The organism is Cellvibrio sp. UBA7661 (assembly GCA_002483365.1).
Taxonomy (GTDB): Bacteria; Pseudomonadota; Gammaproteobacteria; order Pseudomonadales; family Cellvibrionaceae; genus Cellvibrio.
This window is the reverse complement of sequence record DLHT01000004.1, coordinates 1-26,489: the sequence shown is the minus strand read 5'-3', so window position 1 is coordinate 26,489 and position 26,489 is coordinate 1. Positions and strand designations below refer to the sequence as shown.

At 48.2% G+C, this 26,489-nt stretch carries 28 protein-coding genes; 9 read left to right on the top strand and 19 right to left on the bottom strand.

Annotation, left to right across the window (positions count from 1 at the left end):
- Positions 1–16: 16 nt before the first annotated feature.
- From B2739_RS02355 to B2739_RS02345, 3 genes are read right to left on the bottom strand one after another with little or no spacing between them, the layout of a single operon-like run.
- Positions 17–1,063, bottom strand: coding sequence for a PilW family protein (locus B2739_RS02355; RefSeq protein WP_331344273.1), 1,047 nt, complete (start codon positions 1,061–1,063; stop codon positions 17–19).
- Positions 1,064–1,074: 11 nt separating this feature from the next.
- Entirely contained in the window at positions 1,075–1,551 is a 477-nt protein-coding gene (pilV, locus tag B2739_RS02350; protein ID WP_331344272.1) for a type IV pilus modification protein PilV, read from the bottom strand.
- 17 nt (positions 1,552–1,568) lie between these two features.
- Positions 1,569–2,129: a GspH/FimT family pseudopilin gene (locus B2739_RS02345; protein ID WP_049630965.1), complete on the bottom strand. Its 561-nt coding sequence runs from the start codon at positions 2,127–2,129 to the stop codon at positions 1,569–1,571.
- Between the two features lie 207 nt (positions 2,130–2,336).
- Here B2739_RS02345 and B2739_RS02340 point away from each other — a divergent pair, with 207 nt between their 5' ends.
- The gene (locus B2739_RS02340; RefSeq protein WP_331344271.1) at positions 2,337–2,867 is read left to right on the top strand and encodes a GspH/FimT family pseudopilin; all 531 of its coding nucleotides are present in this window, start codon (positions 2,337–2,339) and stop codon (positions 2,865–2,867) included.
- A 51-nt stretch (positions 2,868–2,918) separates the two neighbouring features.
- On the opposite strand, the gene ispH is transcribed toward B2739_RS02340, so the two are convergent.
- From ispH to murJ, 6 genes are all read right to left on the bottom strand, one after another.
- Positions 2,919–3,857: a 4-hydroxy-3-methylbut-2-enyl diphosphate reductase gene (ispH, locus tag B2739_RS02335; RefSeq protein ID WP_331344270.1), complete on the bottom strand. Its 939-nt coding sequence runs from the start codon at positions 3,855–3,857 to the stop codon at positions 2,919–2,921.
- 2 nt (positions 3,858–3,859) lie between these two features.
- Positions 3,860–4,309 (bottom strand): peptidylprolyl isomerase, encoded by a 450-nt coding sequence (locus B2739_RS02330; protein WP_331344269.1) that lies wholly within the window; start codon positions 4,307–4,309, stop codon positions 3,860–3,862.
- Positions 4,302–4,859 carry a signal peptidase II gene (gene lspA, locus B2739_RS02325; protein ID WP_414633205.1) on the bottom strand — a complete coding sequence of 186 codons (558 nt, stop codon included), beginning with the start codon at positions 4,857–4,859 and terminating at the stop codon, positions 4,302–4,304. Before lspA ends, B2739_RS02330 begins: the two co-directional genes overlap by 8 nt.
- Positions 4,828–7,626, bottom strand: a complete 2,799-nt coding sequence (gene ileS / locus B2739_RS02320) for an isoleucine--tRNA ligase (protein ID WP_331344268.1) — start codon at positions 7,624–7,626, stop codon at positions 4,828–4,830. The genes lspA and ileS overlap by 32 nt, the downstream gene beginning before the upstream one ends.
- A 28-nt stretch (positions 7,627–7,654) precedes the next feature.
- Positions 7,655–8,638 (bottom strand): bifunctional riboflavin kinase/FAD synthetase, encoded by a 984-nt coding sequence (gene ribF / locus B2739_RS02315; RefSeq protein WP_331344267.1) that lies wholly within the window; start codon positions 8,636–8,638, stop codon positions 7,655–7,657.
- 127 nt (positions 8,639–8,765) lie between these two features.
- On the bottom strand, positions 8,766–10,385 hold the full coding sequence (gene murJ / locus B2739_RS02310; RefSeq protein ID WP_331344266.1) for a murein biosynthesis integral membrane protein MurJ: 1,620 nt from the start codon (positions 10,383–10,385) through the stop codon (positions 8,766–8,768).
- Between the two features lie 322 nt (positions 10,386–10,707).
- Between murJ and B2739_RS02305 the strand changes: the two genes are divergently transcribed.
- Positions 10,708–11,001 carry a YebG family protein gene (locus B2739_RS02305; protein WP_049630970.1) on the top strand — a complete coding sequence of 98 codons (294 nt, stop codon included), beginning with the start codon at positions 10,708–10,710 and terminating at the stop codon, positions 10,999–11,001.
- Here the strand turns inward: B2739_RS02305 and B2739_RS02300 are convergent.
- Positions 10,998–11,258 (bottom strand): hypothetical protein, encoded by a 261-nt coding sequence (locus B2739_RS02300; protein WP_331344265.1) that lies wholly within the window; start codon positions 11,256–11,258, stop codon positions 10,998–11,000. The genes B2739_RS02305 and B2739_RS02300 overlap by 4 nt on opposite strands.
- A gap of 188 nt (positions 11,259–11,446) precedes the next feature.
- Here B2739_RS02300 and B2739_RS02295 point away from each other — a divergent pair, with 188 nt between their 5' ends.
- The gene (locus B2739_RS02295; protein ID WP_331344264.1) at positions 11,447–12,328 is read left to right on the top strand and encodes a diguanylate cyclase; all 882 of its coding nucleotides are present in this window, start codon (positions 11,447–11,449) and stop codon (positions 12,326–12,328) included.
- 57 nt (positions 12,329–12,385) lie between these two features.
- Here B2739_RS02295 and B2739_RS02290 read toward each other — a convergent pair whose 3' ends face one another.
- The 5 genes from B2739_RS02290 to B2739_RS02270 are packed head-to-tail and all read right to left on the bottom strand — an operon-like array spanning position 12,386 to position 15,995.
- Positions 12,386–13,129, bottom strand: a complete 744-nt coding sequence (locus B2739_RS02290) for an ABC transporter ATP-binding protein (RefSeq protein ID WP_331344263.1) — start codon at positions 13,127–13,129, stop codon at positions 12,386–12,388.
- Entirely contained in the window at positions 13,119–13,877 is a 759-nt protein-coding gene (locus B2739_RS02285) for an ABC transporter permease (RefSeq protein WP_331344262.1), read from the bottom strand. Before B2739_RS02285 ends, B2739_RS02290 begins: the two co-directional genes overlap by 11 nt.
- 37 nt (positions 13,878–13,914) lie before the next feature.
- On the bottom strand, positions 13,915–14,337 hold the full coding sequence (locus tag B2739_RS02280) for a hypothetical protein (RefSeq protein WP_331344261.1): 423 nt from the start codon (positions 14,335–14,337) through the stop codon (positions 13,915–13,917).
- On the bottom strand, positions 14,334–14,939 hold the full coding sequence (locus B2739_RS02275) for an SCO family protein (RefSeq protein WP_331344260.1): 606 nt from the start codon (positions 14,937–14,939) through the stop codon (positions 14,334–14,336). Before B2739_RS02275 ends, B2739_RS02280 begins: the two co-directional genes overlap by 4 nt.
- Before the next feature lie 12 nt (positions 14,940–14,951).
- Positions 14,952–15,995 carry an ABC transporter substrate-binding protein gene (locus B2739_RS02270; RefSeq protein ID WP_331344259.1) on the bottom strand — a complete coding sequence of 348 codons (1,044 nt, stop codon included), beginning with the start codon at positions 15,993–15,995 and terminating at the stop codon, positions 14,952–14,954.
- 273 nt (positions 15,996–16,268) lie between these two features.
- On the opposite strand from B2739_RS02270, the gene B2739_RS02265 reads away from it, so the two are divergent.
- The 3 genes from B2739_RS02265 to B2739_RS02255 all read left to right on the top strand — a co-directional run bounded on the left by B2739_RS02265 (position 16,269) and on the right by B2739_RS02255 (position 20,054).
- Positions 16,269–18,326: a TonB-dependent copper receptor gene (locus B2739_RS02265; protein WP_331344258.1), complete on the top strand. Its 2,058-nt coding sequence runs from the start codon at positions 16,269–16,271 to the stop codon at positions 18,324–18,326.
- A gap of 134 nt (positions 18,327–18,460) precedes the next feature.
- Positions 18,461–19,717, top strand: a complete 1,257-nt coding sequence (locus B2739_RS02260) for a glycerophosphodiester phosphodiesterase family protein (RefSeq protein WP_331344257.1) — start codon at positions 18,461–18,463, stop codon at positions 19,715–19,717.
- Positions 19,718–19,832: 115 nt separating this feature from the next.
- Entirely contained in the window at positions 19,833–20,054 is a 222-nt protein-coding gene (locus B2739_RS02255) for a DUF2805 domain-containing protein (protein WP_331344256.1), read from the top strand.
- Here B2739_RS02255 and B2739_RS02250 read toward each other — a convergent pair.
- Complete coding sequence (locus B2739_RS02250) at positions 19,947–21,182, bottom strand: SAM-dependent methyltransferase (protein ID WP_331344255.1); 1,236 nt, start codon at positions 21,180–21,182, stop codon at positions 19,947–19,949. The two genes, B2739_RS02255 and B2739_RS02250, sit on opposite strands and share 108 nt — an antisense overlap.
- 235 nt (positions 21,183–21,417) lie before the next feature.
- On the opposite strand from B2739_RS02250, the gene B2739_RS02245 reads away from it, so the two are divergent.
- The 3 genes from B2739_RS02245 to cydB are packed head-to-tail and all read left to right on the top strand — an operon-like array spanning position 21,418 to position 24,403.
- On the top strand, positions 21,418–21,984 hold the full coding sequence (locus tag B2739_RS02245) for a GbsR/MarR family transcriptional regulator (protein ID WP_331344254.1): 567 nt from the start codon (positions 21,418–21,420) through the stop codon (positions 21,982–21,984).
- Between the two features lie 18 nt (positions 21,985–22,002).
- Positions 22,003–23,391 carry a cytochrome ubiquinol oxidase subunit I gene (locus tag B2739_RS02240; RefSeq protein WP_331344253.1) on the top strand — a complete coding sequence of 463 codons (1,389 nt, stop codon included), beginning with the start codon at positions 22,003–22,005 and terminating at the stop codon, positions 23,389–23,391.
- Entirely contained in the window at positions 23,384–24,403 is a 1,020-nt protein-coding gene (gene cydB, locus B2739_RS02235) for a cytochrome d ubiquinol oxidase subunit II (protein WP_331344252.1), read from the top strand. Before B2739_RS02240 ends, cydB begins: the two co-directional genes overlap by 8 nt.
- Before the next feature lie 47 nt (positions 24,404–24,450).
- On the opposite strand, the gene B2739_RS02230 is transcribed toward cydB, so the two are convergent.
- The 3 genes from B2739_RS02230 to B2739_RS02220 all read right to left on the bottom strand — a co-directional run.
- A complete protein-coding gene (locus B2739_RS02230) occupies positions 24,451–24,624 on the bottom strand; it encodes a hypothetical protein (protein ID WP_331344251.1) in 174 nt (57 codons plus the stop codon).
- 78 nt (positions 24,625–24,702) lie between these two features.
- Positions 24,703–25,155 (bottom strand): isoprenylcysteine carboxylmethyltransferase family protein, encoded by a 453-nt coding sequence (locus B2739_RS02225; RefSeq protein WP_331344250.1) that lies wholly within the window; start codon positions 25,153–25,155, stop codon positions 24,703–24,705.
- A 121-nt stretch (positions 25,156–25,276) separates the two neighbouring features.
- Positions 25,277–26,489 (bottom strand): cytochrome P450 (locus B2739_RS02220; protein WP_331344249.1); only part of this gene is annotated, 1,213 nt, incomplete at its 5' end.

Here is a 26,489-nt window from a genome sequence, read left to right as displayed (position 1 = left end):
AAATACCTATTTCCGATTAATTTTCACGACTACGAATACCAATAGTGGTCGTAAACACCTGACGTAAGTAGCGATCGTCCGGATCTGCCTCTGCAGGGTCAACCAATACATCACCAAATGTGTAAGACTGCGGATCTTCTTGCACATTGTTTTCCAAACTGCGAACTAACAATTCAACTCTAACCGAATTAATTAATGGCCACTCTACAGCATCAATATCTGCAGCAAGGCTATAAGTCGGGTTGGGATTATCAACCGTTGCTCTTGGCGCATAAGTAATGCGCATCCGTTCAACACCTTCGAGCAATTCAAGTGCACCCTCATCATCTTTTCTCTGCCATAAACTTGGCTGACCACCAGCACCCTCAGCAATAAAATAAACAGTGGTAGTAATTGGAGCGACCTCCCCTTCAGAGAAAATCTCCAGTTGTTTTGCGGCATCGCCTCCCCATCCTGGGGCATGGGTAATGGTCAGTGTATTTGCAGCAACAGACAAATCCGTCACCTGAAAAACGCGCGAAGAGTAACAATCACTCACAATCACAGCTTTGTTTTTGCAGATATCATCCACGCAATTGTCGACTACAGCTGTTGCATTGGTGTAAGCGAAAACCTGAGTACCATTACTGGTCTTATTGACTGGGAAACCGACCTCAGCAACAGAGCGTAAAACAATAATACTTTCGTCTTCATCTATCCTTTCTTCTGCCAGCCCCAGATCTTCGTCTGCTCCATTTGGCAAATCCTCTGCAGAGTCATACCCCATCACTCCTTCAGCAAAATCAGTATGAAGACCACCAAGATCCAAGTCGCCATCCTGTAAAATAATATTGTTAGTCGCAGGGTCGGAGCGCAAACAACCATAGCGTGCAGCAGCACGTATATCACGCGACATAAATTCAATACCCAGCCGCCCTGTTTCCTGAATTCTGGACATACCTTGCTGGGTGATAAACACTCTCTTGCTCGATAAAAACATCTGTACAACACCGGCCATTAATACCAAGCCTAATGTGATAGATATCATCAACTCTACGAGGGACAATCCCGCCTGCTTACGCATCACATTAATCCTCAAAGCCGCGCCTTGTAACTGAAAGTGGTTTTATTTTCTGATTCTTCATCGGAACTATTTATTTCATCCCACTCAATGGTAATTTCACAAATTCTAGTGCCATCATCACATTCAATCGCACCCGTTCCATTAGGCAAGCTCGATGCTATGTTTTTTCTCCAGTAATACAGATCAATTGCAGACATAGGCTCTGTTGGCGCTGCAGATTTCTCAAACGCCGTCTTCTCAATCGTGTATTTAGATAAATCCTCGCGTGCACTACTAAGGCGTGAATTGTTAATGCGGATTCGCTCCAAAATATCGTAGGCATATATATTTGCTTGCGAACGGAAATAGGCCCCCTGATTAAATTGCAACGATTTGGTTTGCAATGCAGATAAGGCGATAAGCGAGGTAGACAAAATTAGCAGTGTCACCAAAACCTCTATAAGCCCAACACCACGCTGGGAACGCGAAGATGCCTTATTCATATCCATACCACTCTCCACTTTACTCAAGTAACTGGACATGCCTTGCGCTCCAAACTGACCAACCCCGATAAACCTATGGTGATTTCCCACGCCGCATCACCCGTACAATCTTGAAACTTTGATTCAATAATTATTGGGTTTTCATCTATGCGTGCCAAGGTGCCTATATTGGTGTAGCGCACAAAAGTAACATCGCTTCCACCTCTGGTTACTTTTATCTCTGCACGAGGATCCTGCTTTCCCCATACCTTCAATACTGTACTCTCACTGTGAGAGGCATCGGTGAGTACGGGCGTAGACTCTTTATCACTTGTAGCGTGATCTACAACCACAATAAAACCATCTACCCAATTACCGCTACACGAAGCGCCGTCATCACTTGCACATAGAGTGACTCTTTTGCTTCGTTTGACCGCTTCCAGACGGGCAAAATTAATTGCTGATGCAAAATCTTCACCGAGTGCTACTGCGCGATTATTTAACATCTGCGAATTGAAGCTCGGTATAGCCATCCCCAAAACAATAGCGGTGACAACCAATGTCACCAGCAACTCAATCAACGTAAAACCTCTGTATGAATACATGTATTGCTTCTCAAGTTACATACTCTAAGGACACGCCAATGACACCTAGACAGAGAGATTGGCATTAATTATATTTGGCCAGCTTAGCACGGCCTGTGCGAACACCTCTTGAAGATGGCGACATCCGGTCATGATGGATGCATAAGCGGCCGCCAATGGCACCAAAATCAACTCACTGCCCGCAATGGGCATCAGGAAGGATCCGGAATGAAATCAAAGGGATTTACGTTATATGAACTGCTTATCACCTTAGTGATAATCGGCATCACACTTGCAATAGCCATTCCCAGTTTCAATAAACAACTTTACCAATCGCGAACAGAGGTAGCTGCACTCGCGCTACTGGATGCCATCGAAACAAGCCGCTCAACCGCAATATTCAAAAATACCCGCACAATGCTGTTAGCGAACGATAAAAAATGGCACAGCGGGTGGATATTGTTTATCGATAGTGATAATGACGGCACTTACGACGAAGACGAAATCATGATTCGTAGAGAGGGAACACTGACAGGCGTATCCATCAGCAGCGCAAAAGCACCGATGGATAGCTACATATCATTCATTGGCACTGGAGAGGGAAGAAAACCCGGCAAGGCAAATGCCGGTGCATTTTTGGCAGGAACGATAAAAATTTGCCCGGAACAACATGGCAGCGGCTACGCACTTGTTCTATCGCGAGGAGGACGAACACGCATAGCAAAATTACCTCCCGAAGAGTGCACTATTGCCCGCTGAGCCGGCTCTATTACCAACACTAAGCGCTGGTGTAATTTTCCAGCTGCACTTTTAAATCCGCAGCGCTTTAGGCAAAGAAAAACTAATATTTTCCGGTGTACCATCCATTTCTACAGGAGCCTGGGCACCGCAGGCTTTTAATTTATCGATCACTTGTTTAACTAAAATTTCCGGCGCTGACGCTCCCGCTGTAATACCAATCGCCGTGCGATTTTGTATCCACTCAGGATTAATATCCTCCGGACCATCAATTAAATAACTTTCAGTACCGCAACGCTCCGCCAATTCGCGCAAACGATTTGAGTTGGACGAATTTGGAGACCCCACTACTAACACAAGATCACATTCTAATGCGAGCTGGCGCACTGCATCCTGTCGATTGGTAGTGGCATAACAAATGTCGTCGCGACGAGGCCCTTGAATTTTGGGAAATTTATTACGCAGAGCCTCAATCACTTTGGCGGTGTCGTCCATGGATAAAGTCGTCTGTGTTACATAGGCAATATTTTCAGGATCATTCACAATTAGCGCATCAACATCCGCTTCATCTTCCACCAAATAAATGGCACCACCATTACTGGTATCGTACTGCCCCATAGTGCCTTCAACTTCCGGATGCCCTTCGTGACCAATCAGAATACACTCGCGCCCCTCGCGGCTGTAACGTGTTACTTCAATATGCACTTTGGTCACTAGCGGACAGGTTGCATCGAACACTTGTAAACCGCGATCTTCTGCTTCTTTACGCACCGCCTGGGAGACGCCGTGTGCGCTAAAAATCAGAATGACGTTATCAGGAACTTGATCCACCTCATCGACAAAAATGGCGCCGCGCTCGCGCAGCGAATCTACTACAAATTTATTGTGTACAACTTCGTGACGCACATAAATTGGCGCACCGAATACATCAAGGGCGCGATTTACAATATCAATTGCGCGATCGACACCAGCACAGAAGCCACGAGGATTGGCGAGTTTGATTTGCGTCATGATCAGTGCACCTGAACCGGTTCGATTTTGATAATAGCCACTTCAAATAAGATATCGCGCCCTGCAAGCGGGTGATTAAAATCGACAACAACGACTTCATCATCAAAACGCTGGACTACACCGGGCAATTCTGTTTTTTGTGCATCCGCAAATGACAACATCAGTCCCTCACTTAATTCCAGATCCGGGCTGAATTGGCTACGGGCAATTTCCTGAATGTTATTCGGGTTACGCTGACCAAAACCGTCTTCCGGTTTAATCACCACCGTTTTGTGCTCGCCTTCGAGCATGCCGAACAATGCTTTTTCAAAGCCCGGCAGTAAATTGCCGTCACCCACGGTGAAGGTAGCGGGGTCACGCTCAAAATTAGAATCAACGATCTCACCGCTGTCTAATTGCAATGCAAAATGCAAGGTAATTTTGGTACCAGGTCCAATTGCCAGATTACGCATTTTTCGAATTCTCTTTACCATTTTCTTTGCTGAACAGCATATCGATAATCAATACGACAGCACCCAAACTAATCGCCGAATCAGCGAGATTGAATGCGGGCCAATAATTATCCTGATAGTGCACCACAATAAAGTCCACCACATGCCCGAGCACAATCCGGTCATACAAATTACCGATGGCGCCACCTAAGATAAACGCCAAGGCAAAAGCCTCACGTGGTTTTTGTTGGACGCAGCGCGCTATCCATACACTTAATAACACGCTAGCCACTAACGCAATCACCGCAAAAAACCAGCGCTGCCAACCACCAGCATCAGCAAGAAAACTAAATGCCGCGCCGGTGTTATAGGCCAAAGTAAAATTGAAAAACGACGTAAACACCAAGGTTTCACCGTCTTCAAATGCGGCTTCAATTGCGTGTTTGCTGGCTTGATCCAGTGCCACAATCACAAGCGCAACGACATACCAAAACCAGGCTTTCTGATAAATTTTCAACGGCAACACCCACTGAGTCTCATTAAGCAAAGTGACGGGATTCACCCGCACCATCAACGTTTTCCACACAACGCAAACAAATGGTTGGATGCGCGGCGTTAGCGCCCACATCGGCGCGATGATGCCAGCAGCGTTCGCATTTAGCGTGCTCTGATTTTTTCACTGCCACCTGCAGACCGGCAACATCCGTTACCTCGGCTTGCTGCGCCTGTGCCAAGGGGCGAAGCTCAGCAGTAGACGTAATCAGAACAAAGCGCAATTCATTGGCGAGTTTTTGTAATTCGCTTTGCAATTTTTCGTCGCAATACAAAATCACTTCCGCGCCCAATGAACCACCAACTTCACCAGCAGTGCGTTTTGCTTCGAGCACTTTATTTACGGCATCTTTGACTTGGGCGATCAAATCCCAGTAGCTGTCAGCAAAGGAATCCGCTGGCATGGTTGGCAATGCGTACCACTCTGCAACAAACACATTGGCTTCGCGCTCGCCGGCAATTTCTTTCCAAATTTCATCGGCGGTAAAACTTAAAATCGGCGCGATCCAGCGCACCATAGCTTCGATCACATGTTGCAATGCTGTTTGTGCCGAGCGGCGTGCCAGTGCATCGCCTTTTACGGTGTACTGGCGATCTTTAATAATATCGAGATAGAAACCACCCAATTCCACCACACAGAAGTTGTGTAGCTTTTGGTAGATCAAATGTAATTGGTAGCTGTCGTAAGCAGCGATAATCTCCTGCTGCAATTGCGCGGTGCGCGCCACAATCCAGCGGTCCAACTGCAGCATATTTTCTGGCGCAACCGCATCTGTCGCCGGATTAAAACCGGTCAAGTTGGACAAAATAAAACGCGCGGTATTGCGAATACGGCGATAAGAATCCGCGGTGCGTTTTAGAATTTCATCGGACACACTCATCTCGGTGCTGAAATCCGTTGCCGCAACCCAGAGGCGCAATACGTCTGCACCCAAATCGTTGACGACTTTTTGCGGCGGAATCACATTGCCAATCGACTTGGACATTTTGCGCCCTTGCGCATCCACCACAAAACCGTGGGTTAATACGGTTTTGTAAGGCGGCACGGCGTGCATCGCCATAGAAGTTTTCAGTGATGACTGGAACCAACCGCGATGTTGATCTGAACCTTCCAGATACAAATCCGCCGGGAAACGCAAACCGGCGCGCTGCGCGAGTACAGCAAAATGAGTTACACCGGAATCAAACCAAACGTCCAATGTGTCGGTCACTTTTTGGTATTTATCGGCATCGGCACCGAGCAATTCGGCGGCATCCAATTCAAACCAGGCATCCATCCCGCTTTGCTCAACTTTTTGCGCAACCGCTTCGATTAAACGTGCAGTTTCCGGATGCAACTCTTGCGTTTCTTTATTCACAAACAACGCGATGGGCACGCCCCAAGTGCGCTGACGCGAGATACACCAATCCGGCGATGTGGCCAACATGGCATCAATCCGCGCCTTGCCCCAATCCGGTACCCATTGCACGCCATCAACGGCTTTTGCCACTTGATCGCGCAAATTATTTTTGCTCATGCTCACAAACCATTGCGGTGTCGCACGGAAAATCAGCGGGGTTTTGGTGCGCCAGCAGTGCGGGAAGCTGTGGGTGATTTTGCCTTGGGCGAGCAGTGCATTTTTTTCAATTAACAAGGCGATGATTTTTTCATCCACTTTGTAAACATGATCGCCCGCAAAAATTTCTACGCTGGGGCGATAAGTGCCGTGATCGTCGATGTAATTGAGTGTGCCGATTCCGTATTTCAAACCAACAGTAAAGTCGTCGGCGCCGTGATCCGGTGCGGTGTGCACAAAACCGGTACCGGCATCAGTAGTGACGTGATCGCCAAGAATCACCGGCACCTGGCGCGCATAGAAAGGATGTTGCAGCAACAGTTTTTCCAGCGCCGCGCCTTTTACCCGGCCAACGATTTCATGACTTTCAATTTTTGCACGCGCGAGTACGCTGCCAATTAAAGTTTCAGCAACCAGCAGACGTTCGTCGCCAACTTGCACCAAGGCGTAATCCACTTCTGCATTGGCAGAAACTGCTTGGTTAGCAGGTAAGGTCCAAGGCGTGGTAGTCCAAATGACTAAGGAAATTTTTCCGCTGCCGCTTAATTCGGAAATGACTTTTTCAATCGCTGCTTGATCGACAAAGGCAAATTTTACGTCGATAGAAAAAGAGGTTTTATCCTGATATTCCACTTCCGCTTCAGCCAGTGCAGAACCACCGACCACGCTCCAGTACACAGGTTTAAACCCTTTGTGCAGATGGCCGTTTTCAGCGATTTTGCCGAGCGCGCGAATAATGTCCGCTTCAAATTTGTAATCCATGGTGAGATAGGGTTTGTCCCACTCACCTAAAACCCCCAAGCGCACAAAGTCAGCTTTCTGGCCATCCACTTGTTTGGCGGCGTATTCGCGGCATTTGTTGCGGAAAGTTTTTACATCGACTTTATCGCCCGCTTTGCCGATTTTTTTCTCCACGTTGTGCTCAATGGGCAGACCGTGACAATCCCAACCGGGCACATAGGGCGCATCAAAACCGCTCAGGGTTTTGCTTTTGACGATGATGTCTTTAAGAATTTTGTTAACCGCGTGACCGATATGAATATCGCCATTCGCATAGGGTGGGCCGTCGTGCAAAATAAATTGCTCGCGCCCCGCACGCGCTGCACGAATTTGTTGATACAAATCGCTCGCTTGCCATTGTTTGAGCATGTCCGGCTCGCGCTGGGCGAGGTTTGCTTTCATCGCAAAACCGGTGGTGGGCAAATTCAGTGTAGCTTTGTAATCAGTCATGATTCACGGTCAACTTTGTTAACGATAATTAAACAGGGAAGTGTGAGAAAAATTGTCGGGCTTGGGCAATGTCCGTTTGCAATTGCAGTTGCAGCTCTTCCAATGAATTGAATTTTTTTTCATCTCGCAATTTTGAATGAAAAATCACATCGATCATTTCGCCATAGATGGTGCGCGTGAAATCAAACAGGTGTACTTCAAGTAACGGTTTTTTGTCGCCCGTTACTGTTGGGCGAACACCGATGTTGGCGACACCCCGCCCACTGCTGCCATCACGAAATTTTACTGAAACAGTAAAAACCCCATGCAGCGGTGAACGATACCGATGCAAATGCACATTCGCCGTAGGCACACCCAATTGGCGACCCAATTGTTGCCCATAGCCGATGCGCCCGTGGATGCTGTAAGGCTTACCCAGCAAAGTTTCCGCTTGCGCAAAATCGCCTGCTTCAAGCAATTGCCGGATACGGGTGCTACTGACACGCTCACCCTTTATTTCCAGGGTACAGGTATCGCTTACATCAAAACCGCGCTCGCTACCGATGCGCTGCAGGAGCGCAAAGTCGCCGCGGCGATCACAGCCAAAGCGAAAATCATCGCCCACAACCAAGTGTTTGATCGCCAAACCATCGAGCAGGACTTTTTGCACAAAAGCTTCGGCAGAAAGACTGCGCAAGGGGTCGTTAAAGCGTACGCAGAGTACACGTTGAACACCAGCGGCGAGCAGTGCCTGAATTTTATCGCGCAGGCGCATCAACCGTGCGGGTGCTTTATCGCGTAAAAAAAATTCATGCGGCTGAGGTTCAAACACAATGACCACTGCTGGCAAATTATGCTGCTTGGCGACCTCAATCAATTGACGAAGGATGGCTTGATGACCAAGGTGCACACCATCAAAGGAGCCGATAGTTGCCACACAGCCACGGTGCCAGGGGCGCAGGTTGTGCAACCCGCGAATAAACGCATGTGCCGCTGGATTCACTCGTGTACTGACCTCGCACTGATTTGCCACAGCTCGCCCTGTTTGCCACAGAGTGGCTGGAAAAATCGCCCAAAAAATAAGGCGGGCAGTATACAGGAGCGGCGGCACCTGAGCCTACCCCGTGAAAATTTGGACCGGTGCCTTCGGTGATATGAGATTACTGCTGCGCTTTGAAATCCCGCAAACGCACACCAACAGCAAATAAGGCGACCAGATAGGCCGTCAGCCCCACCACGCAGACCAACGCCAAACGCAGGATTCGCTCCATCGCACCCCATTCAGCCCACAAGTGCCATGACCAAAGGAACCCAAGCAACACACCAACCATAACCAGATTCGCCGCACCGTAGCGCAGCCACAGCTTGGGCCAGGTATCGGCGGGGTCATAAACCCCCTCCTTGCGCAAGCCGCGATACAGCAAATACGCGTTGACGTAGGCCGCCATCGCAGTTGTAAAAGCGAGGCCGACATGCCCAATCCCCCACAACATTACCAAGGGAATGACAACAATCGGCTTCATGATGATATTGGCAAAAATGGCGATAATTCCGGTGCGCACCGGGGTTTTCATATCCTGCCGCGCAAAATAACCCGGCACCAACACCTTAATCAGCATGAACGCAAACAGCCCTAGCGCGTAGGCTTTGAGACTGTAGGACGACATCAAAATATCATCCTGTTTCATCTCGCCGTGATAGAACAGCGTGTACAGAATCGGCTCTGCCAGAATAATCAGCGCCAGCGTTGCAGGCAGCGCGATGAGCACCACAAAGCGGATCGCCCAATCCAGCATCTGGCTGAATTTTTCGCCCGACTGCGCCGCGCTCAAGCGCGATAAACCGGGCATGATCACCGTCGCAATCGCAACGCCAAACACCCCGAGTGGCAGTTCCACTAAACGGTCGGAATAGAACAACCAGCTCACTGCACCATCGCCCAACATGGTGGCAATCACCGAATCCAGCAGCAGGTTCAATTGACTTACGGATACTCCAAACAGCGCCGGTGCCATCAAAACCAGAATGCGTTTTACCCCGGGGTGCGACCAATCCAGCTTGGGCGATGGCAACAAATGAATTTGCTTCAAAAACGGCAGTTGAAACAGCAGCGAAAACACACCCGCCACCACAATACTCCACGCCAATGCATACGCAGGGCTGGAGAAGAAATCCGCCACCAGCAGCGCCGCGGCAATCATAAAAATATTCAGGAAAACCGGAGTGACCGCCGGAATCGCAAAGCGGTCGTAGCTATTTAGAATCGCACCGGCAAAGCCCGTCAGGGAGATCAACATCAAATACGGAAACGTGATGCGCACCAATTCGACCAGCAGCGAAAACTTTTCTGGCTCATCCGCGTAACCGTAACCGAATATATAGGCAAAACCGACTGCGCCGACCAATCCCAACAGGGTGAATAACAGCAGCATCGAGCCGAGACAACCGGCGACTTTATCGACCAACTCTTTTACGGCGGCATGGGAGCCTTTCTCGCGATACTCGGATAGCACCGGAATAAACGCTTGGGAAAAAGCACCTTCGGCAAACAAACGGCGGAAAAAATTGGGAATTTTCTGCGCGATGGCAAAGGCGTCCATCGCCCCGCCCGCACCCAGCACATTCGCCAACACAATGTCGCGCACCAATCCCAGCACACGCGACACCATGGTCATCGAGCCGGTCAGCAAACTGGAACGCAACAAGCTGCGCGGTTTGGCTGTGACGGTCGAAGGCGGCTGGTCTTTGGGAGATGGGGTTGGCGACTCGGAATCAGACACGAAACAATCCTGTGCGGATGAAAAGATGCCGCATTATCCACGGCTGATATACTCGGGGACAACACCCGTATCGCACTCAAGGAGAAAGTCATGGTTAAAGTATCACTTGGACTCGCCGGTTTTATCATCGGCGGCCTCTCGCTTATCGCCTGCGAATAAGAATGAAAGCTTTTGGGAACACCGGGGCGAAGCGCGCGTGACATGGGGTAACAGCGCCCCCGAATTCACCTGCACCAAAATCCAATAAAAAATCTGTTTGACATTCAACGCACCAAACAATACTGTATATAAAAACAGTAACAACACTTTCGAGGGTTTACCCATGGCAGTAGTCGCCGTATGGCTATGTGATCGGGATGGCAGCATGTTTGAAGATAGAAAAGTCGCAGAAGAGCACGATAAGTATCTGGAGCTGGCCGCTAATATCACTCAATTAATTGAAGACAATATTCCCGGCATCGATGAACAGCACAGCGAAGCCATCGGTATTTTGTTAGCCCAACGCCGTGAGTTATTGGCCAAAGCCTGCAAGGGCAAACCCGATGAATTATTACAGCCTTTTACTTATGAAAAGCCTGTAACCCTGAACAGCAAAACCACCCCCGCCAAGGACTAGGAACACCAGGCAGAGGTAGTTGCTGCAAGTACCGGTTCGCCCACATAGCCGGTACAGCCAATCGCTGCCCACACAGCAATTGGCAACAAACACCTGAATTCACCTGAGGCAGCTTCGGCAACCGCAGTACCTTCAGTGGTTTGTAACGTGTAACAGTGAGCTTTTTGGATATGAAGTGACTTCTCCCCAGCGGTGACTTCACTATCCAATTGGCTCACTTGCTTCCAATGACCCGTGCAGGCAGGTCGTTCAGCCACACCTGTTCTGTAATGGGCCGCTTTTGCCACCGCACCTTTCTTTTGGCGACCGCCTTTTGGTGGCTGTCGTTAGGGAAACCTCAACGGGTGTGGTGGTTTTTTATCGTCTTCCGATATTAAAAAGCCCATGCAATTGCACCAAACTCAACTAAAGTAATGGGATTGTATACTAGTGTAGGACAATCCAAATGACCCGATACAACCACGCCTATTCAAGCCATATCTGCATGTTCATCCTAATGGCCTGTGCGCTTGCCTTATCGCTACCGATTCAGGCAAAGCCTGTACGCACAGTGCAAGGCAATAACAGTATCGAAATTTATGCTAAAGGCCTGCTGCAACTTGCGCTCAGCAAAGTGTCGGGAAAATATGCCGTGCAGGAGACCATCCCCAACACTAGCGAAGAGCGCATGGTCAGCATGTTGATCGACAACCAACTGGATGTAGTCTGGTACGCCACGACGAATGATCTGGAGGAGCGCCTGCAGCCCATCCGAATCTGTATTTATCGTGGCCTGTTGGGTTATCGCGTCTTAATGATCAAAAAAGGCACCCAAGCCAAATTCAACGGGATTCAAAATCGGGAGGATTTAAAACGCGTGTCGCTCGGTCAGGGGCGCTTTTGGGCAGACACCAACGTGCTCGTCGCCAACAATCTGAATGTGGTGAAAGTACTGAAATACGAAGGGCTTTTTTACATGCTCGACGGCGACCGTTTTGATGCATTCCCACGCGGCGCGCACGAACCCTGGGCGGAAATACAACGCTACCCCAAACTGGCGTTGGATGTTGAGCAAAACCTGCTGCTGTCCTATACCAACCCATTCTATTTTTTTGTAAATAAATCCAATACCCAATTAGCGGCAGATATTGAGCGCGGCCTGCGCATAGCCATTGAAGATGGCAGTTTCAGCGATTACTTTTTTAATGACCCAACAGTGAAAGACGCGATTGAGAAAACCAACCTGAAAAGCCGCACACTGATTCAATTACAAAACCCCGGGCTCCCACCCAAGACGCCGGTGAATGATAAATCCCTTTGGTTTGACCCCTACTCATCCGACGAGTGACGCAACTACTTTTCCAATAGCCCTCTGATAAAAAGCCGGCAACATGCCGGCTTTTTATTAACATTCAATACCCAATTCGCGCAAAATGTCATCGCGCAATTTTTGTAGTGCGGGATCTGATAATTTTCGTGGATGCTCAAACGGCACTTCAAAAATTGTTTGGATAGTTGCTGGACGATTAGAAAGCACAACAACACGATTCGCAAGATGTACAGCCTCTTCAACATCGTGAGTAATCAAAATAACTGTGTGGCGCTCTTCCTCAAGAATGCGCAATAACTCCGTTCGAATACGCAAACTCATTAACGCATCGAGCGCAGAAAACGGCTCATCCATATACAGAATTTCCGGCTTAACGGCGAGTGCGCGCGCAATTTCCGCGCGTTTCAACATACCACCCGACAACTCGCGCGGATAATGTTGCTCAAAACCTTTCAAGCCCACTAAATCCGCATAATGATCGGCAACGGCTGCTTTATCGCTGTGTTCGTCACTTAAACCAAACATCAAGTTTTGTTGTACGGTTAACCAAGGGAAAACCGACCCATATTGGGAAATTAAAATGCCATTGGAGTTGGGGCCTTTGCGCACCACACCGTCAATCGCAATGCTGCCCTCATCGGGCAACATAAATCCGGCAATCATGTTCATCAATGTGGATTTGCCACAACCGGACGGTCCTACAATCGCAATAAATTCGCCATCCGCAATCGTCAGATCAATACCATCGATGACAGTTTTTGTTTCATTGCCAGATGAAAAACATTTTTTAATATTTTTGATAACAATCTTATCGGTCATAACGCCACCTTACTGATTTGTGCCCTTCCATTAGTCTCATCAACCCGTCCAACAAAAGTCCGATGACGCCAATAATAATCATGCCCGCAATTACCAAGTCATAACGATTACCAGCATTGCGTGAATCCATAATCATGTAACCAAGACCAGAGCGCAACGCAATCATTTCCGCTGCAACCACGACCAGCCAAGCGACACCCAGCGAAATGCGCATACCCACGATCAGATCTGGCAATACAGCAGGAATTACCACTTGCCGATAGAGTTTGTAACGCGACACCCCAAAATTTTCGGCGGCATTTAAATAGCGCGGCTCAATGGTGTGCACCCCCGCGGCCGTCTGAACAATCAGCGGGAATACTGCTGCAATAAAAATCAAAAATATCGGCGAAGCATTACCCACACCGAACCAAAGAATGGCCAACGGAATCCAGGCAATAGGGGAGATGGGGCGCATAATTTGAAAAACTGGATTCAATGTAGCGTAAGCGCTATCAACACGCCCCATCCATAATCCCAATGGGATCGCCGTAACGACGGCCAGTAAAAAACCGGTACCAACACGCATCAGTGATGAGCTGATATGCTCCCATAAGGTTCCATCTTCAATTAATTCCAGCGTTCCGGTTACCACCTGCAATGGTGTCGGAAAAATCACACTGCCGGTTTTGACAACCACTATCCACCAGACTGCAATTAGCGTTGTAATCAACACTACTGGCGGGATTATTTTCTCAATTTTTATCACAGCAACTACCCTTTTATTATGTAAATTTTTACAACGATTACCGCAGCAAATTTTTCATCCGCCACCGCAAACGATTCCACCCTGGTGTGGGCTCTGGATCCACCACTACCCGCATTTGCCCGCTCGCGTGGGCGGTACAGGCAAAATCATATTCAGAGGCTAATTCAAATGGCAGCTTGAAACTTTGCCCCGGCATAATCAATGTCGGCCCAAACATTTGGGGCACATCATCCAGATTGCGCAATACCAAAAAGTCGCGCACTCCCAGCGCCAAATAAATCTGGTCGGGCAAAATACTAACCGGATTACCTGCCATACGCTGTGCCCATGTCCCCTTGGGAATCTCAAAAATTTCTTCGCGGGAATCGTAGCGAACCGGAAAAAAAGCACACAGTAAAACTGTGATGAGAATACCGGCAGCTAATATCAACAACCGCACATACACACGTGCCAGCCTCATAATGCCGCCTGTTGGTTTTTATCTTGCAGTAATAATTTGATGTCATGCGCTATGTCATCTGCACTTTTTCCAAACGGCACCAGCGCGCGCAATAAACCCTCGCGGTCGATCAAATAAAGATAGGAGGAATGGTGCACTTCATAAGTCCCGCCATTTTTGTGCACTTCTTTTTTTGCGATGATGCCGTAAGCTTGGCGCACTGCCGCCAGCTCATCAACCGAACCGGTAACACCAATAAAATTCGGATTAAAGTTGGCGAGATATTCGCGCAAGCGGTCCGCAGTATCGCGTTCAGGATCGACGGTGACATACACCACTTGCACCTGATCAGCGAGGGCACCCAGATGCTTCGCAGTTTGCGCAAGGTTGGCGAGCGTCATAGGACAAACATTAGGGCAATAGCTGAAGCCAAAACCCAATACGACTAGCTTGCCTCGCTGTTCGCTTAGCGTGAATACATTATCGCGGGAGCTAGCCAGAGAAAAATCCGGAGCCATGCGCGGTGGTTCAAACACACCGGATTTTAATACTGCATTATTTGCAACAGCATTGTTTGCGATTGCAAAACAAAACACACTCATCAGGAGCAAACGAATCATCATCACATCCTGATACTAAACCGTAATAGCAACCGGTTTGGCATTGTTAACGAAGGTTTCATCTACATAGTTTTCAAATGCAACCGGCTTGGTCAAGGTACCCGCCGCGATAGACAATTCCATCAGTTCATTGAACTCATCTTTGATCATGCGCATATCGCCATATGTCACACGATCTTCAGGATTCTCCATCACGAAACGAATAATATTGGGATCTTGATTGAAGAATTGGCGGCCAGCAGCAATCTGAACCGCTTTTTCACGATTCGCCATCCCCTGATCCAACCACGCACCCGCACTCATCACATGGTTAACAAGATCTTGCACTACTTCTGGCTGTGATTGAATCAACTCTTCGCGCACGGTCAAGACGCAGCAGATGTAATTGCGCCACTCGTCGCGCGTCATCCGCAACGGACGCGCATAACCGGCTTTTTGTGCCGCTGCACCAAAGGGTTCGCCGGTACAGTAAGCATCTACAGCATTGGCATAAAGTGCTGCGGGCATATCAGGCGGCGGCATTTCAACGATTTCAATATCAGTGTGAGTCATACCTTCTTGCGCAAGCATCTTGCGCAAGAACAGAAAGTCCACCGCAAAACGGCTCGGGATTGCAATGCGCTTGCCTTTTAACTGACTGAAGCTTTGATAGTTGGAATCCGTGCGCACCATAATCACTGCACCTGACCGGTGTCCTAATGACACCACCTTGAGTGGGATTTGTTTGGTGGTGAGGTCCATCACCAAGGGAGCCAGCATGTATGCCGCTTGGATGCGCCCGGTCATTAGTGATTCCTTGATCTCCGGCCACCCGCTGTATTTACTGTACTGAAAGCCAATCCCCTGGGGATTGGTTTGTACACCAGCCAGTGAATGGGCGGCGCAGGCAACAGGCAATGTCAGGTTACAGGTGACGGGCAAACCACCCACTACCAATAATTTGCTGTCTTCCGCAGGGGAACAGGATGCCAAACCAAAAGGAAGTGAGGCAGCAGCCATTCCCTTTAGCAATTGGCGACGCTGCAGGGAAAAAGCAGCCATAGGGTCATTGGTGTTCATGAAATACCTTTGCGCAGAGTTGTCGCACTAATCAACAAAAAAATTCACGTGAGTATTAAGCATCTACTTTAGGTCGTCCAGAGAATCACCATAGATAAAGCCTATGGTGATTCCGCAAGCGCTGCCGTGTTAATTCCTCACCTGTCCACACCAAAATCGCCCCAATTTGCATAGTCAAAATCTATGGGGTCGTCATTGCAGGCTTTTGGATTCCTCATCTATAACGCCACCCTTAATTCACTCCCAATGATTAACAATAAGACCGAGAACATAATGATTGCTAAACCGCGACTGATAAGCCTGGCCATTTGCACACTGCTTGCTCCTTGGGTATATGCCGAAACAAAAACCAAAAATGACTCCACCACCGAAGAAATGGTCATCACCGGCGTAAAAACCGATACTCCTCTCAGCATAGAGACTGACCCCAAAGCACCGCGCCAACCGCTACCCGCACAGGATGGAGCGGATTATCTTAAAACCATCCCGGGCTTTTCTGTGATCCGCAAAGGCGGTACCAGTGGTGATCCGGTCTTTCGTGGCATGGCAGGATCGCGCCTTTCGCTTTTATTGGATGGCGACCTCGTATTGGGTGGTTGCGGAAGCCGTATGGATCCCCCGACCGCTTATGTATTCCCCGAGACCTATGACCGCATTCGCTTAGTCAAAGGCCCGCAAACGGTTATTCACGGTCCGGGAAATTCCGCTGGTGTCGTATTGTTTGAGCGCGACCGCGAGCGCCTGGCTGAGCCTGGCTGGAAATTCCATAGCAGCTTGTTAGACGGCAGTTTTGGACGGGATGATGAAGTTATTGACCTGCAAGGCGGAACACCGGATTTTTACCTGCGCGGCATGGCCAGCCACTCGCAGCAGGATAATTACGAAGACGGCGACGGCAATGAAGTCCACTCGCAATACGACCGCTGGAACACCAATCTCACGCTGGGCTGGACACCCAGCGATGATGTGATCGTCGAAATCAACGGCAGCCGCAGCGACGCAGAAGCAGCTTATGCCGACAGGAGCATGGACGGCTCAAAATTCGCGCGCGATAACCTCAGCGCAAAACTCATCGTAAAAAATCTGACCCCGGTTTGGAAAAAACTGGAAACACAGATTTACTACAACTATGTCGATCATGTGATGGACAACTACTCCCTGCGCAAGCTGACAGGGATGACCACCATGCAAATGGCTTCCAACCCGGATCGCCAAACAGAAGGCGCGCGCGTATTGGCTACGCTCAACCCAACTTCATCGGCTGAACTAATCCTCGGTGCCGACACCCAAACCAATGACCACACCAACCGCTCCACATCCAACCAGATGATGATGCCCTATCAGGATATGCCGCGGGTTGGTGATGCCTACTTCAAACAGCTAGGCATTTTTGGCGAATGGACGCAAACCCTGAGCGCTCAACAGCGAGTCATTAGCGGACTCCGATTTGACGACTGGAATGCAGAAGACCAGCGCGCTGCTAACCGTATGATTGGCAACGTCCAATACACTAATCCCACTGCAGGTCAGGAGCGCAATGAAAACCTGTCCAGCGGCTTCCTGCGCTACGAAAAAGATATGCGCCCCATCACGCTATATACCGGCATTGGGCACAGCGAGCGCTTCCCGGATTACTGGGAGTTAATCAGCAAGGAATCGTCCGAATCCATCAGCGCATTCAATGCCAAACCAGAAGAAACCACCCAGTTGGACATAGGTGCCATTTACACCACGCATCGCTTGAAAAGCAGTATGTCGATGTTTTACAGCGAAATTGATAATTACCTGTTAATCCAGTCCCGAGTAAACAAACCGGCAGGAACAACAGGCTCAAGGATCGCCACTGTAACTCGCAATGTCGATGCCAGCACTTGGGGATTGGAGGCAGACATCAGCTATGCGATCACCGACAGTTGGCGTACCGAGGCATCATTGGCCAGTACGCGCGGCACCAATGAAACCGACAACACCCACTTATCGCAAATACCACCGCTGGAACTTCGTCTCGGTCTAAATTACACCAACCCCACCTGGTCTGCCGGTGTGTTCTGGCGCGTGGCGGACGACCAAACGCGGGTAGACGTCAACAAAGGCAATATTGCCGGACAAGACATAGGTACCAGCGAAGGTTTCAATGTGCTCTCCTTCAATTCCGGTTGGCGCGCACATAAAAACCTGCTGATTACCAGTGGAATTGATAACCTACTCAATGAAACCTATGCAGAGCACATTAGCAAAGCAGGAGCCATGATTGCCGGTTACGACCAGACTACCCGCATCAATGAACCAGGAAGGACTTACTGGCTAAAGGCACAATTGACCTTTGAATAAAAGGCTCAAAAAAGCGAGCCACAACACAAATTTCTACTGCGTCACCAATCGGTCATCAAACCAGAAAATAACCTTCACAAAACGCGGCTAGGGTGGCAGTGCAATATCCACCCTAGCCCCAAGGAGGTTTCCCCATGCTACGTCAGGTTCATCTCGCCGCCGGCCTATTGGCCTTGCTTGTTGCCATCCCCTTCAGTGCCTGCGCACACAGCAATAAAGCACAACATCATCATTACGACGAAGATAAAAATCCACGTATCCAACTGGGGCCGCGCCCATTCTTTTTAGTGGGTGACATGGACGAAAGTGCGCTGAAAAAGACATTACAAAGCTGCGTGAATAACCCGGTTAAAAAAACCAATTTCTCGATTGGCCATCGCGGTGCACCGCTGCAATTTCCCGAACACACCAAAGAATCTTATGAAGCAGCCGCAAAAATGGGTGCCGGAATTGTAGAGTGCGATGTCACCTTCACCAAAGATAAACAACTGGTGTGCCGCCACTCGCAATGCGATCTTCACACCACCACCAATATCCTCGCCACGCCACTCGCGAACAAATGTAGCCAGAATTTTTCGCCGTTTGATCCTGTCAGTGGCAAAGCAGCGAGCGCCAATTGTTGCACCAGCGATATCACCCTCGCCGAATTTAAAACCCTGCAAGGCAAAATGGATGCATTCAACCCCAAAGCCATTAGCGTCGATGAATATTTAAAAGGCACTGCCAATTGGCGCACCGACTTGTATGCCAATAGAGGCACACTGCTGACACACGCCGAGAGCATCCAGCTGTTCAAAAAGCTCGGGGTAAAAATGACGCCCGAATTAAAATCGGCCAGCGTATCCATGCCCTTTGAAGGCACCTACACCCAGGCGATGTATGCACAGCAAATGATTAACGAATACAAAGCCGCCGGTGTAAAACCGCGCGATGTCTGGCCGCAATCATTTGATATACAGGATGTTCGTTACTGGATTAAAAACGAGCCGGAATTTGGCAAGCAAGCCGTGTATCTGGATGATGCCGATACTATCGCCGATGTGCCTACCGCGGCCGATTTACAACTCTACGCCGATGAGGGCTTCAATATAGTCGCTCCACCCATTTGGGTTTTGCTCGCGCTCGACAACAACAATAAAATCATTCCATCAGAATATGCGCGCAATGCAAAAAAAGCCGGATTAAAAATCATCACCTGGTCATTTGAACGCTCAGGCCCATTAAAAAATGGCGGTGGTTGGTATTACCAAACCATCAATCCGGCAATTAACAATGATGGCGACATGATGAATGCCTTACACGTACTGGCAAAAGATGTCGGCGTGATCGGAATTTTCTCTGACTGGCCCGCCAGCGTGAGTTATTACGCGAGCTGTATGGATTTGAAATAACAACACACAGTGAACAATAAAAATCCCGGTCAGGGCAATGGCCGGGATTTTTTATGTTACTCAAATGATCTGCATCGCCACTGCAACGTAATACTTTGCATTTGCAGGTGACGTTATGCAAACAAATATCGCTTTTTCCGCTGCCGACATCTCGCGCATTATTGAGATGGCGTGGGAAGATCGCACCCCGTTTGAAGCAATAGAAACGCTGATACACACTCTTGCCCGGTTAGTCCTGCAGCAAAGTCTCCAGACAATGCTCCTGAATGCCATAAAAATCTTTGATGGCAGCAATCTGTTGCAAAATATCGGAATTATCGCGCGGGGTTTTATGTAATGCAGAGCTGCGTTTTTGCGCAAGGATCATTTTATTTTTGCTGGTATGTTCGAGCGAAATAAATTCAAACACTTTGGTGTCGTAACCATGCGCTTCCAGTAATAGCGCACGCAGGCCATCGGTAATCATTTCAGCTTCTTGCCCCAAATGAATTCCGTGTTGCAAAACCGGTGCAAGCAGCAATGGGCTTTTCATTTGCGGGCGAATCTGTTTATGGCAACAGGGCGAACACATAATAATCTCTGCACCGGTGCGAATACCCATATTGAGCGCGTAGTCAGTCGCGGTATCGCACGCATGCAAAGCGATCATAATATTGATATTTTGCGCCGAAAAATGTTGCACATCACCCTGCTCAAATTTAATGCCCGCAAGCGATAACCGCTGCGCCGTCTGGTTACATAAATCGACCAGATTCTGGCGCAACTCAACACCCGTCACTTGCGTTTTTACTTGCACATTCGCCGTCAAATAATCATGCACAGCGAACGTTAAATAAGCTTTGCCGGAGCCGAAATCGGCGATATGCAACTCTTCACGTTTATCCAAACCGGTTTGCTGGATCGCAAGCGACAACACCTCAATAAATTTATTGATCTGCTTCCACTTGCGCGACATTGCCGGAATGACCTGACCCTGGGCATCCGTAATCCCCAGCTCGCGCAAATAAGGGCGGCTCTGATCCACATAGCGCAGCTTGGTGCGATTGTGTGCTAATTCCGGCTGCACTTTTTTACCATCACTTGCCGCAGAATCGTCAACCGGCGCTGAATTTTTGTTGCGATTTCTATTGATCAGCACTTTGCCCTTTTTGCTAAAACTCAACTGTATTTCCCACTCATCGGTGATCATATGCGCATTATGGAAAGCGCTACCCAACCACTGCTGCAATTGCGCAATCGCCTCGTTAAGCGTGAAATTTTTGGTCACATGGTTGGTGCGATATTCATAGAGAAACGACAGCAACTTTTGCTCTTTAATCTGCACCGGGCGGATGGTAATGCGGTTTAAATCGGCCTCGTCGCCTTTGTATTTGGACAGCACCAATCGCTGCAAGTGGCCGCCCTCAAACGCCTGTACACAGTCATTGAAAAAATTAGCCAATTCGGCAGCGGGCTTATCCGTCATGCAACATCTCTCTCTATAACCAACCGATTGATTATCCGGAACACCGGATCACAAGGTGCCTATATTACCCCTTTGACACACTCTCCACCCCATCGCCAGAGCGCACACCGCCCGCCAATGACCGATGTGGGCACTTTTAGCGCAACCCACTGATCGCAATTCACCCAAATTTAACTTGACCTACATCAAACAATTCTGTAATTTCAGTAATTACTGAAAATTGAGAAATGACAACATGCCAGAAAACCTCACACCGATGATCCAATCCTGCATCCTTCACTTTGGTGAGATGGGCAGCCGCTGGGGCATCAACCGCACCGTTGGGCAAATGTATGCGCTCCTGGTGCTGAACAAAGAGCCCTTATGTGCAGACGACATCACCGAAGCGCTCGGCATTTCGCGCTCCAACGTCAGCATGGGGCTCAAAGAGTTGATGTCATGGGAATTGGTCAAACTGCAGCACCGCCCGGGTGAGCGCAAAGAGTTTTACTCTGCGCCGGGCGATGTGTGGGATATCGCCAAAACCTTGATTGAACAACGTCGCAAGCGCGAGATAGATCCAACACTGTCCACCCTGCGCAATTTATTAATTGAAACACCGGCAAACGATGCAGAAATTTACGCGCAACAACGTATGCGCGAAATGCATGAGCTGATTGAAATGCTCACGCTCTGGACACAGGAAATCCAACGGCTGGATTCTGCGCAACTGGGCAAGTTGCTCAAGCTCGGCAACAGCATTGGCAAAGTATTGGATATGAAAGATCGCCTGCTCGGCGGTAAAAAAGAATCTGCGAAATAAATTTTATCGAGGTAAATCATGCTCGACCCCAGCGCTCTAGACACACTCCTCCTATCCCGCATTCAGTTTGCCGCCAACATTTCATTCCACATTTTATTTCCTTCCATCTCTATCGCCCTCTGTTGGTTCCTGGTGTATTTCAAAATACGCTACAACGGTGAAGGCGATGATGTCTGGATGCGTGCGTATCGATTTTGGGTAAAAGTATTTGCACTGACCTTTGCACTCGGCGTGGTGAGCGGCATCACCATGAGTTTCCAATTCGGCACCAACTGGCCAGGCTATATGGAAACAGTCGGCAATATTGCAGGCCCCCTACTCGGATACGAAGTACTCACAGCATTTTTTCTGGAAGCCACATTTTTAGGCATCATGTTGTTCGGTACAAACAAAGTATCCAACCGCATGCACACCATTGCGACATTGCTGGTCGCCTTCGGCACCACCATGTCCGCTTTTTGGATTATTGCACTCAATAGTTGGATGCAAACACCAACCGGTTTTGAAATGCGCGATGGCAAAGCTTATCCGCTCGATTGGCTGGCGATTATTTTTAATCCGTCCATGCCCTATCGCCTTGCGCACATGTTAATTGCATCGGGTTTGACCGCCGCATTTTTAATTGCGGGTTTATCTGCGTACCGTATTTTAAAAGGCGACCACAAACCTGCACCGCGGCTTGCGTTAAAAACCGCTGTCATCGCCGCTGCGATTTTAATTCCCATACAAATTTTTTTAGGCGACCTGCACGGACTTAATTCCCTGAAATACCAACCGGCAAAAATCGCTGCGGTAGAAGCGGTATGGCACACCGAAAAAGGCGCGCCCCTGGTGTTGTTTGCCATTCCCGATAAAGAAACCCAAAGCAACCAATACGCAATTGAAATTCCCAAATTGGCCAGCTTGATATTAACGCACGAAGTCGATGGCGAAATAAAAGGCCTCAACGAATTCCCCAACGCACATCCGCCTGTCGCGCCCATGTTTTATGGTTTCCGCATTATGGTGGGAGTGGGCATGTTGATGCTGTTGGCATCCTGGTGGGGTTGCTGGAGCTATTGGCGCAAAAAAGAAATATCGCCACTGCAATTAAAAATATTTGTTGCGATGACCTTCTCCGGCTGGATCGCCACGCTTGCAGGCTGGTATGTCACAGAAATTGGCCGTCAACCCTGGTTAGTCACCGGAGTGCTTGCAACTGCCGATGCCGTTACCAAAACACCTGCATCAAACGTAGATACATCACTCGCAATTTATCTCACACTGTATGTCGTCCTGCTGATCGCATACATCCGCACATTATTTTTAATGGCGAAAAAATCCGTACTGGTTGATCGCCCGGAAGAAGTGCAAACCCTGCAAGAACAATTGATCGAGAAAAATTTACCGGGAGTACAACATGACTGATATCAGCACATTATCCGGTGAGGCGTTTTGGCTGCCGATTATTTTTATCGGCTTGATGGGGCTCGCCTTTTTTGTTTACGCGATTCTCGACGGTTACGATCTAGGTGTAGGTATTTTGTTACCCAATGATTCCGAAGCACAGCGCGATGCAATGATCGCCAGTATCGGCCCGTTTTGGGATGCAAATGAAACCTGGCTGGTACTTGGCATCGGCATTCTGCTAATTGCCTTTCCGCTCGCGCACAGTCAAATACTGTTTCATTTATACATTCCCATCACCATCATGCTTGCAGGTTTGATATTGCGCGGAGTTGCATTTGACTTCCGTGCAAAATCGCCAGAAGACCACAAAAAATTATGGGACATGACCTTCAAAGCAGGCTCACTGCTGGCGACCTTATCGCAAGGTTTTATGCTCGGCCTCTATGTAATGGAGTTTGAACAAACACTCATCGCCTATGCATTCGCTGCTCTTAGCGCAATTTGTGTCACCGCAGGCTATACCTTTATCGGTGCCGCATGGTTGGTATTAAAAACCGAAGGAGAACTGCAAAAACGCGCCGCATGGTGGGCACGTTTATGTTGTTGGCTGATGGGGTTGGGCTTGGTTGCCGTATCGATCGTCAATCCACTCGTCAGTGACTTGATTTTCAACAAATGGTTCGGCAATCCATTGGTCATGATTTTGTGGGTGATCCCATTCTTCTGCTTTGTTTTGCTCTTCGCAGTGGATCGCTATTTGAAACACTTCCCCTACGCGAACGATATGGGCTGCTGGATTCCTTTTGCCTGCGCCACCATGATTTTCCTGTTGAGTTTTATCGGGCTGGCCTACAGTTTTTATCCCTATGTAGTCCCCAACCAACTCGACATATGGGAAGCGGCAAGCGCACCGGAATCGTTAAAATTTATCTTGGTAGGCGCAGTCATCGTATTACCAACCATCATCCTCTACACAATATTTTCTTATCGGGTATTTAGAGGAAAGGCAACGCAATTGAAATATTACTGAGTGCGGTGTTTTTTACGCAGCAAGACAGGGAAGTTCAACAATCATATCTACATAGTTTTATTTTTTGGTTTTGCCATGAACACAAATGGCAAAGCCAAAGGGCCAAATAAAGCGCCCATTACAACCCAAAATGGAACAGCCGCATTGCGCTTTTTAGCAACTGAATAGCAAATTATCGCGCAGATAATTGGTATTAATATAAAAACAATAATTGCCCCCATAAAAACCCCCACAATTAAGATTTATGCCCAGACTCAAAGCATTTCCATTTTGGTCATTACCACAGCCGCTTGTATACGCTAAAGCCACCTGCGCACCTTGAGCATATATTGCTGATATTGATTGCCAAATTTTGTGAGCATGGCCTGCTCTTCTGGCAATATTTGAAACTTGGTGATATAGACAACAAAAAAACACACACCAATTACTAAGAGCGGCGATTTCAAATAGAGTACAAATGAAAAGAGAATAAATGCAAAGCCTACATACATTGGATTACGAGAGACACCAAACACACCCGATGTAACGAGAGTTGTTGCTTTTTCAATGTTTAATGGATCTACAGTTGTATGCACACGCCGAAATTCGTAAACACCAAGCAGACAAAAAATTACCCCGGACAGAAACGCAACGATAGAGGCTATTAGATTGGCTGGGTGATCAATGTCTAAAACGGGCGATATTGGCTCAACCAGATACATTACTACAGCGATTAAAAACACTACTAGAATTGGAGGAGCTCGCATTCTCATTAGGATATTTCCTCACGATTACTGGCGAATAACGCCGCGTTCACCGGCCTGTCCGGTGCAATGCTTGTTAGCATCATAGACAACAGCTTGCGTTCAAGGGAAACGGAGCACCCAAAAATACTCATGAAAGCACAATAGGCACCCTATGATACCCTCCTAGAGGTGCAACTTCTCGTTCTACTTTTTGATTGGTGGCTAGTTTAATTGTTTGCACTGATGATAATAATGCTTGCAGCATAATTCTTAGCTCCCATGTTGCTAAAAGACGACCTGGGCAAACATGTTTCCCTATCCCGTAAACAAGATTATTCTTTCTATTTTTTTCGGGGCTAAACTTATTTTTTTCGAATACAGACTCATCCCGATTAGCAGAGGTCCAGTTTAACTTTACTGTGGCTCCACTGGGGATGGTGATTCCGGCAATATGTACAGGGCAGACTGTAACTCTTCGATTTGAAACAAACGGATCATCAATGCGTAACGCCTCGTCGATAAATGCTTCTACTTCGCTGTCACTTGCCATTTTCAACTGCTCAATGAGATATGGCTTCAGTGCTATTTGATGCACAATAACACCAACACATAACGCTATAGATCCAAGGTCTCCACCCGTCCAGTTACGTAAAATAGAAATCAATTCCTCTTCTGTTAGTCGACGCCCCAAGCTATTGTCATTGCATAGTTGAGTCGTTACGCTATTGTTCTCCATCGTTTTATTCATCCGTATCGGCTGAATAATAGCTCTGATTAATTCATCGAATTGATATGCTACTTCTGCCATTTGTTTATGATTTTTTGAACGGGTAGCTGCATGATTATCGGCCATCCACTGCAACAAATGCGACTCCATCTCCCTTGGCCAACCTAGCCATACGCATTGGGCTCGTACGGCAAAAATAGCACCAATATCGCTTACCGCATCCAAGACCTCACCTTTTTTTAATTCTGATATTAGTTGAGCAGCCACATGTTGAAAGCTAGAAACGTAGGGTAGCAAGGCTTCTTTAGTTAAATACTTGTCAATAATTTTCCGGTAGTGCGAATGTTCATCGCCGTCCAAACCATTAGGAATCTGCAAATAACGAGACACTGCATTGGAAAAACGAACATGATCTACAGCTGCGGCCACAACATCCGCGTGTTTAAGCAATACCCATTCATCTAAAGTGTTTTTCACAATGGAATGTGTGTGTCGTAATTCATCTGTATATTCCCGCAGATCTCTGCCTTCAGGGGATATATCATCTGGAATGTGATCTGTCATGTACTTTCCTATACGCTCAAAACGGCTGATTTTTCGATAATGGATGCTAACGAAGCCGTAGAAAAACCCA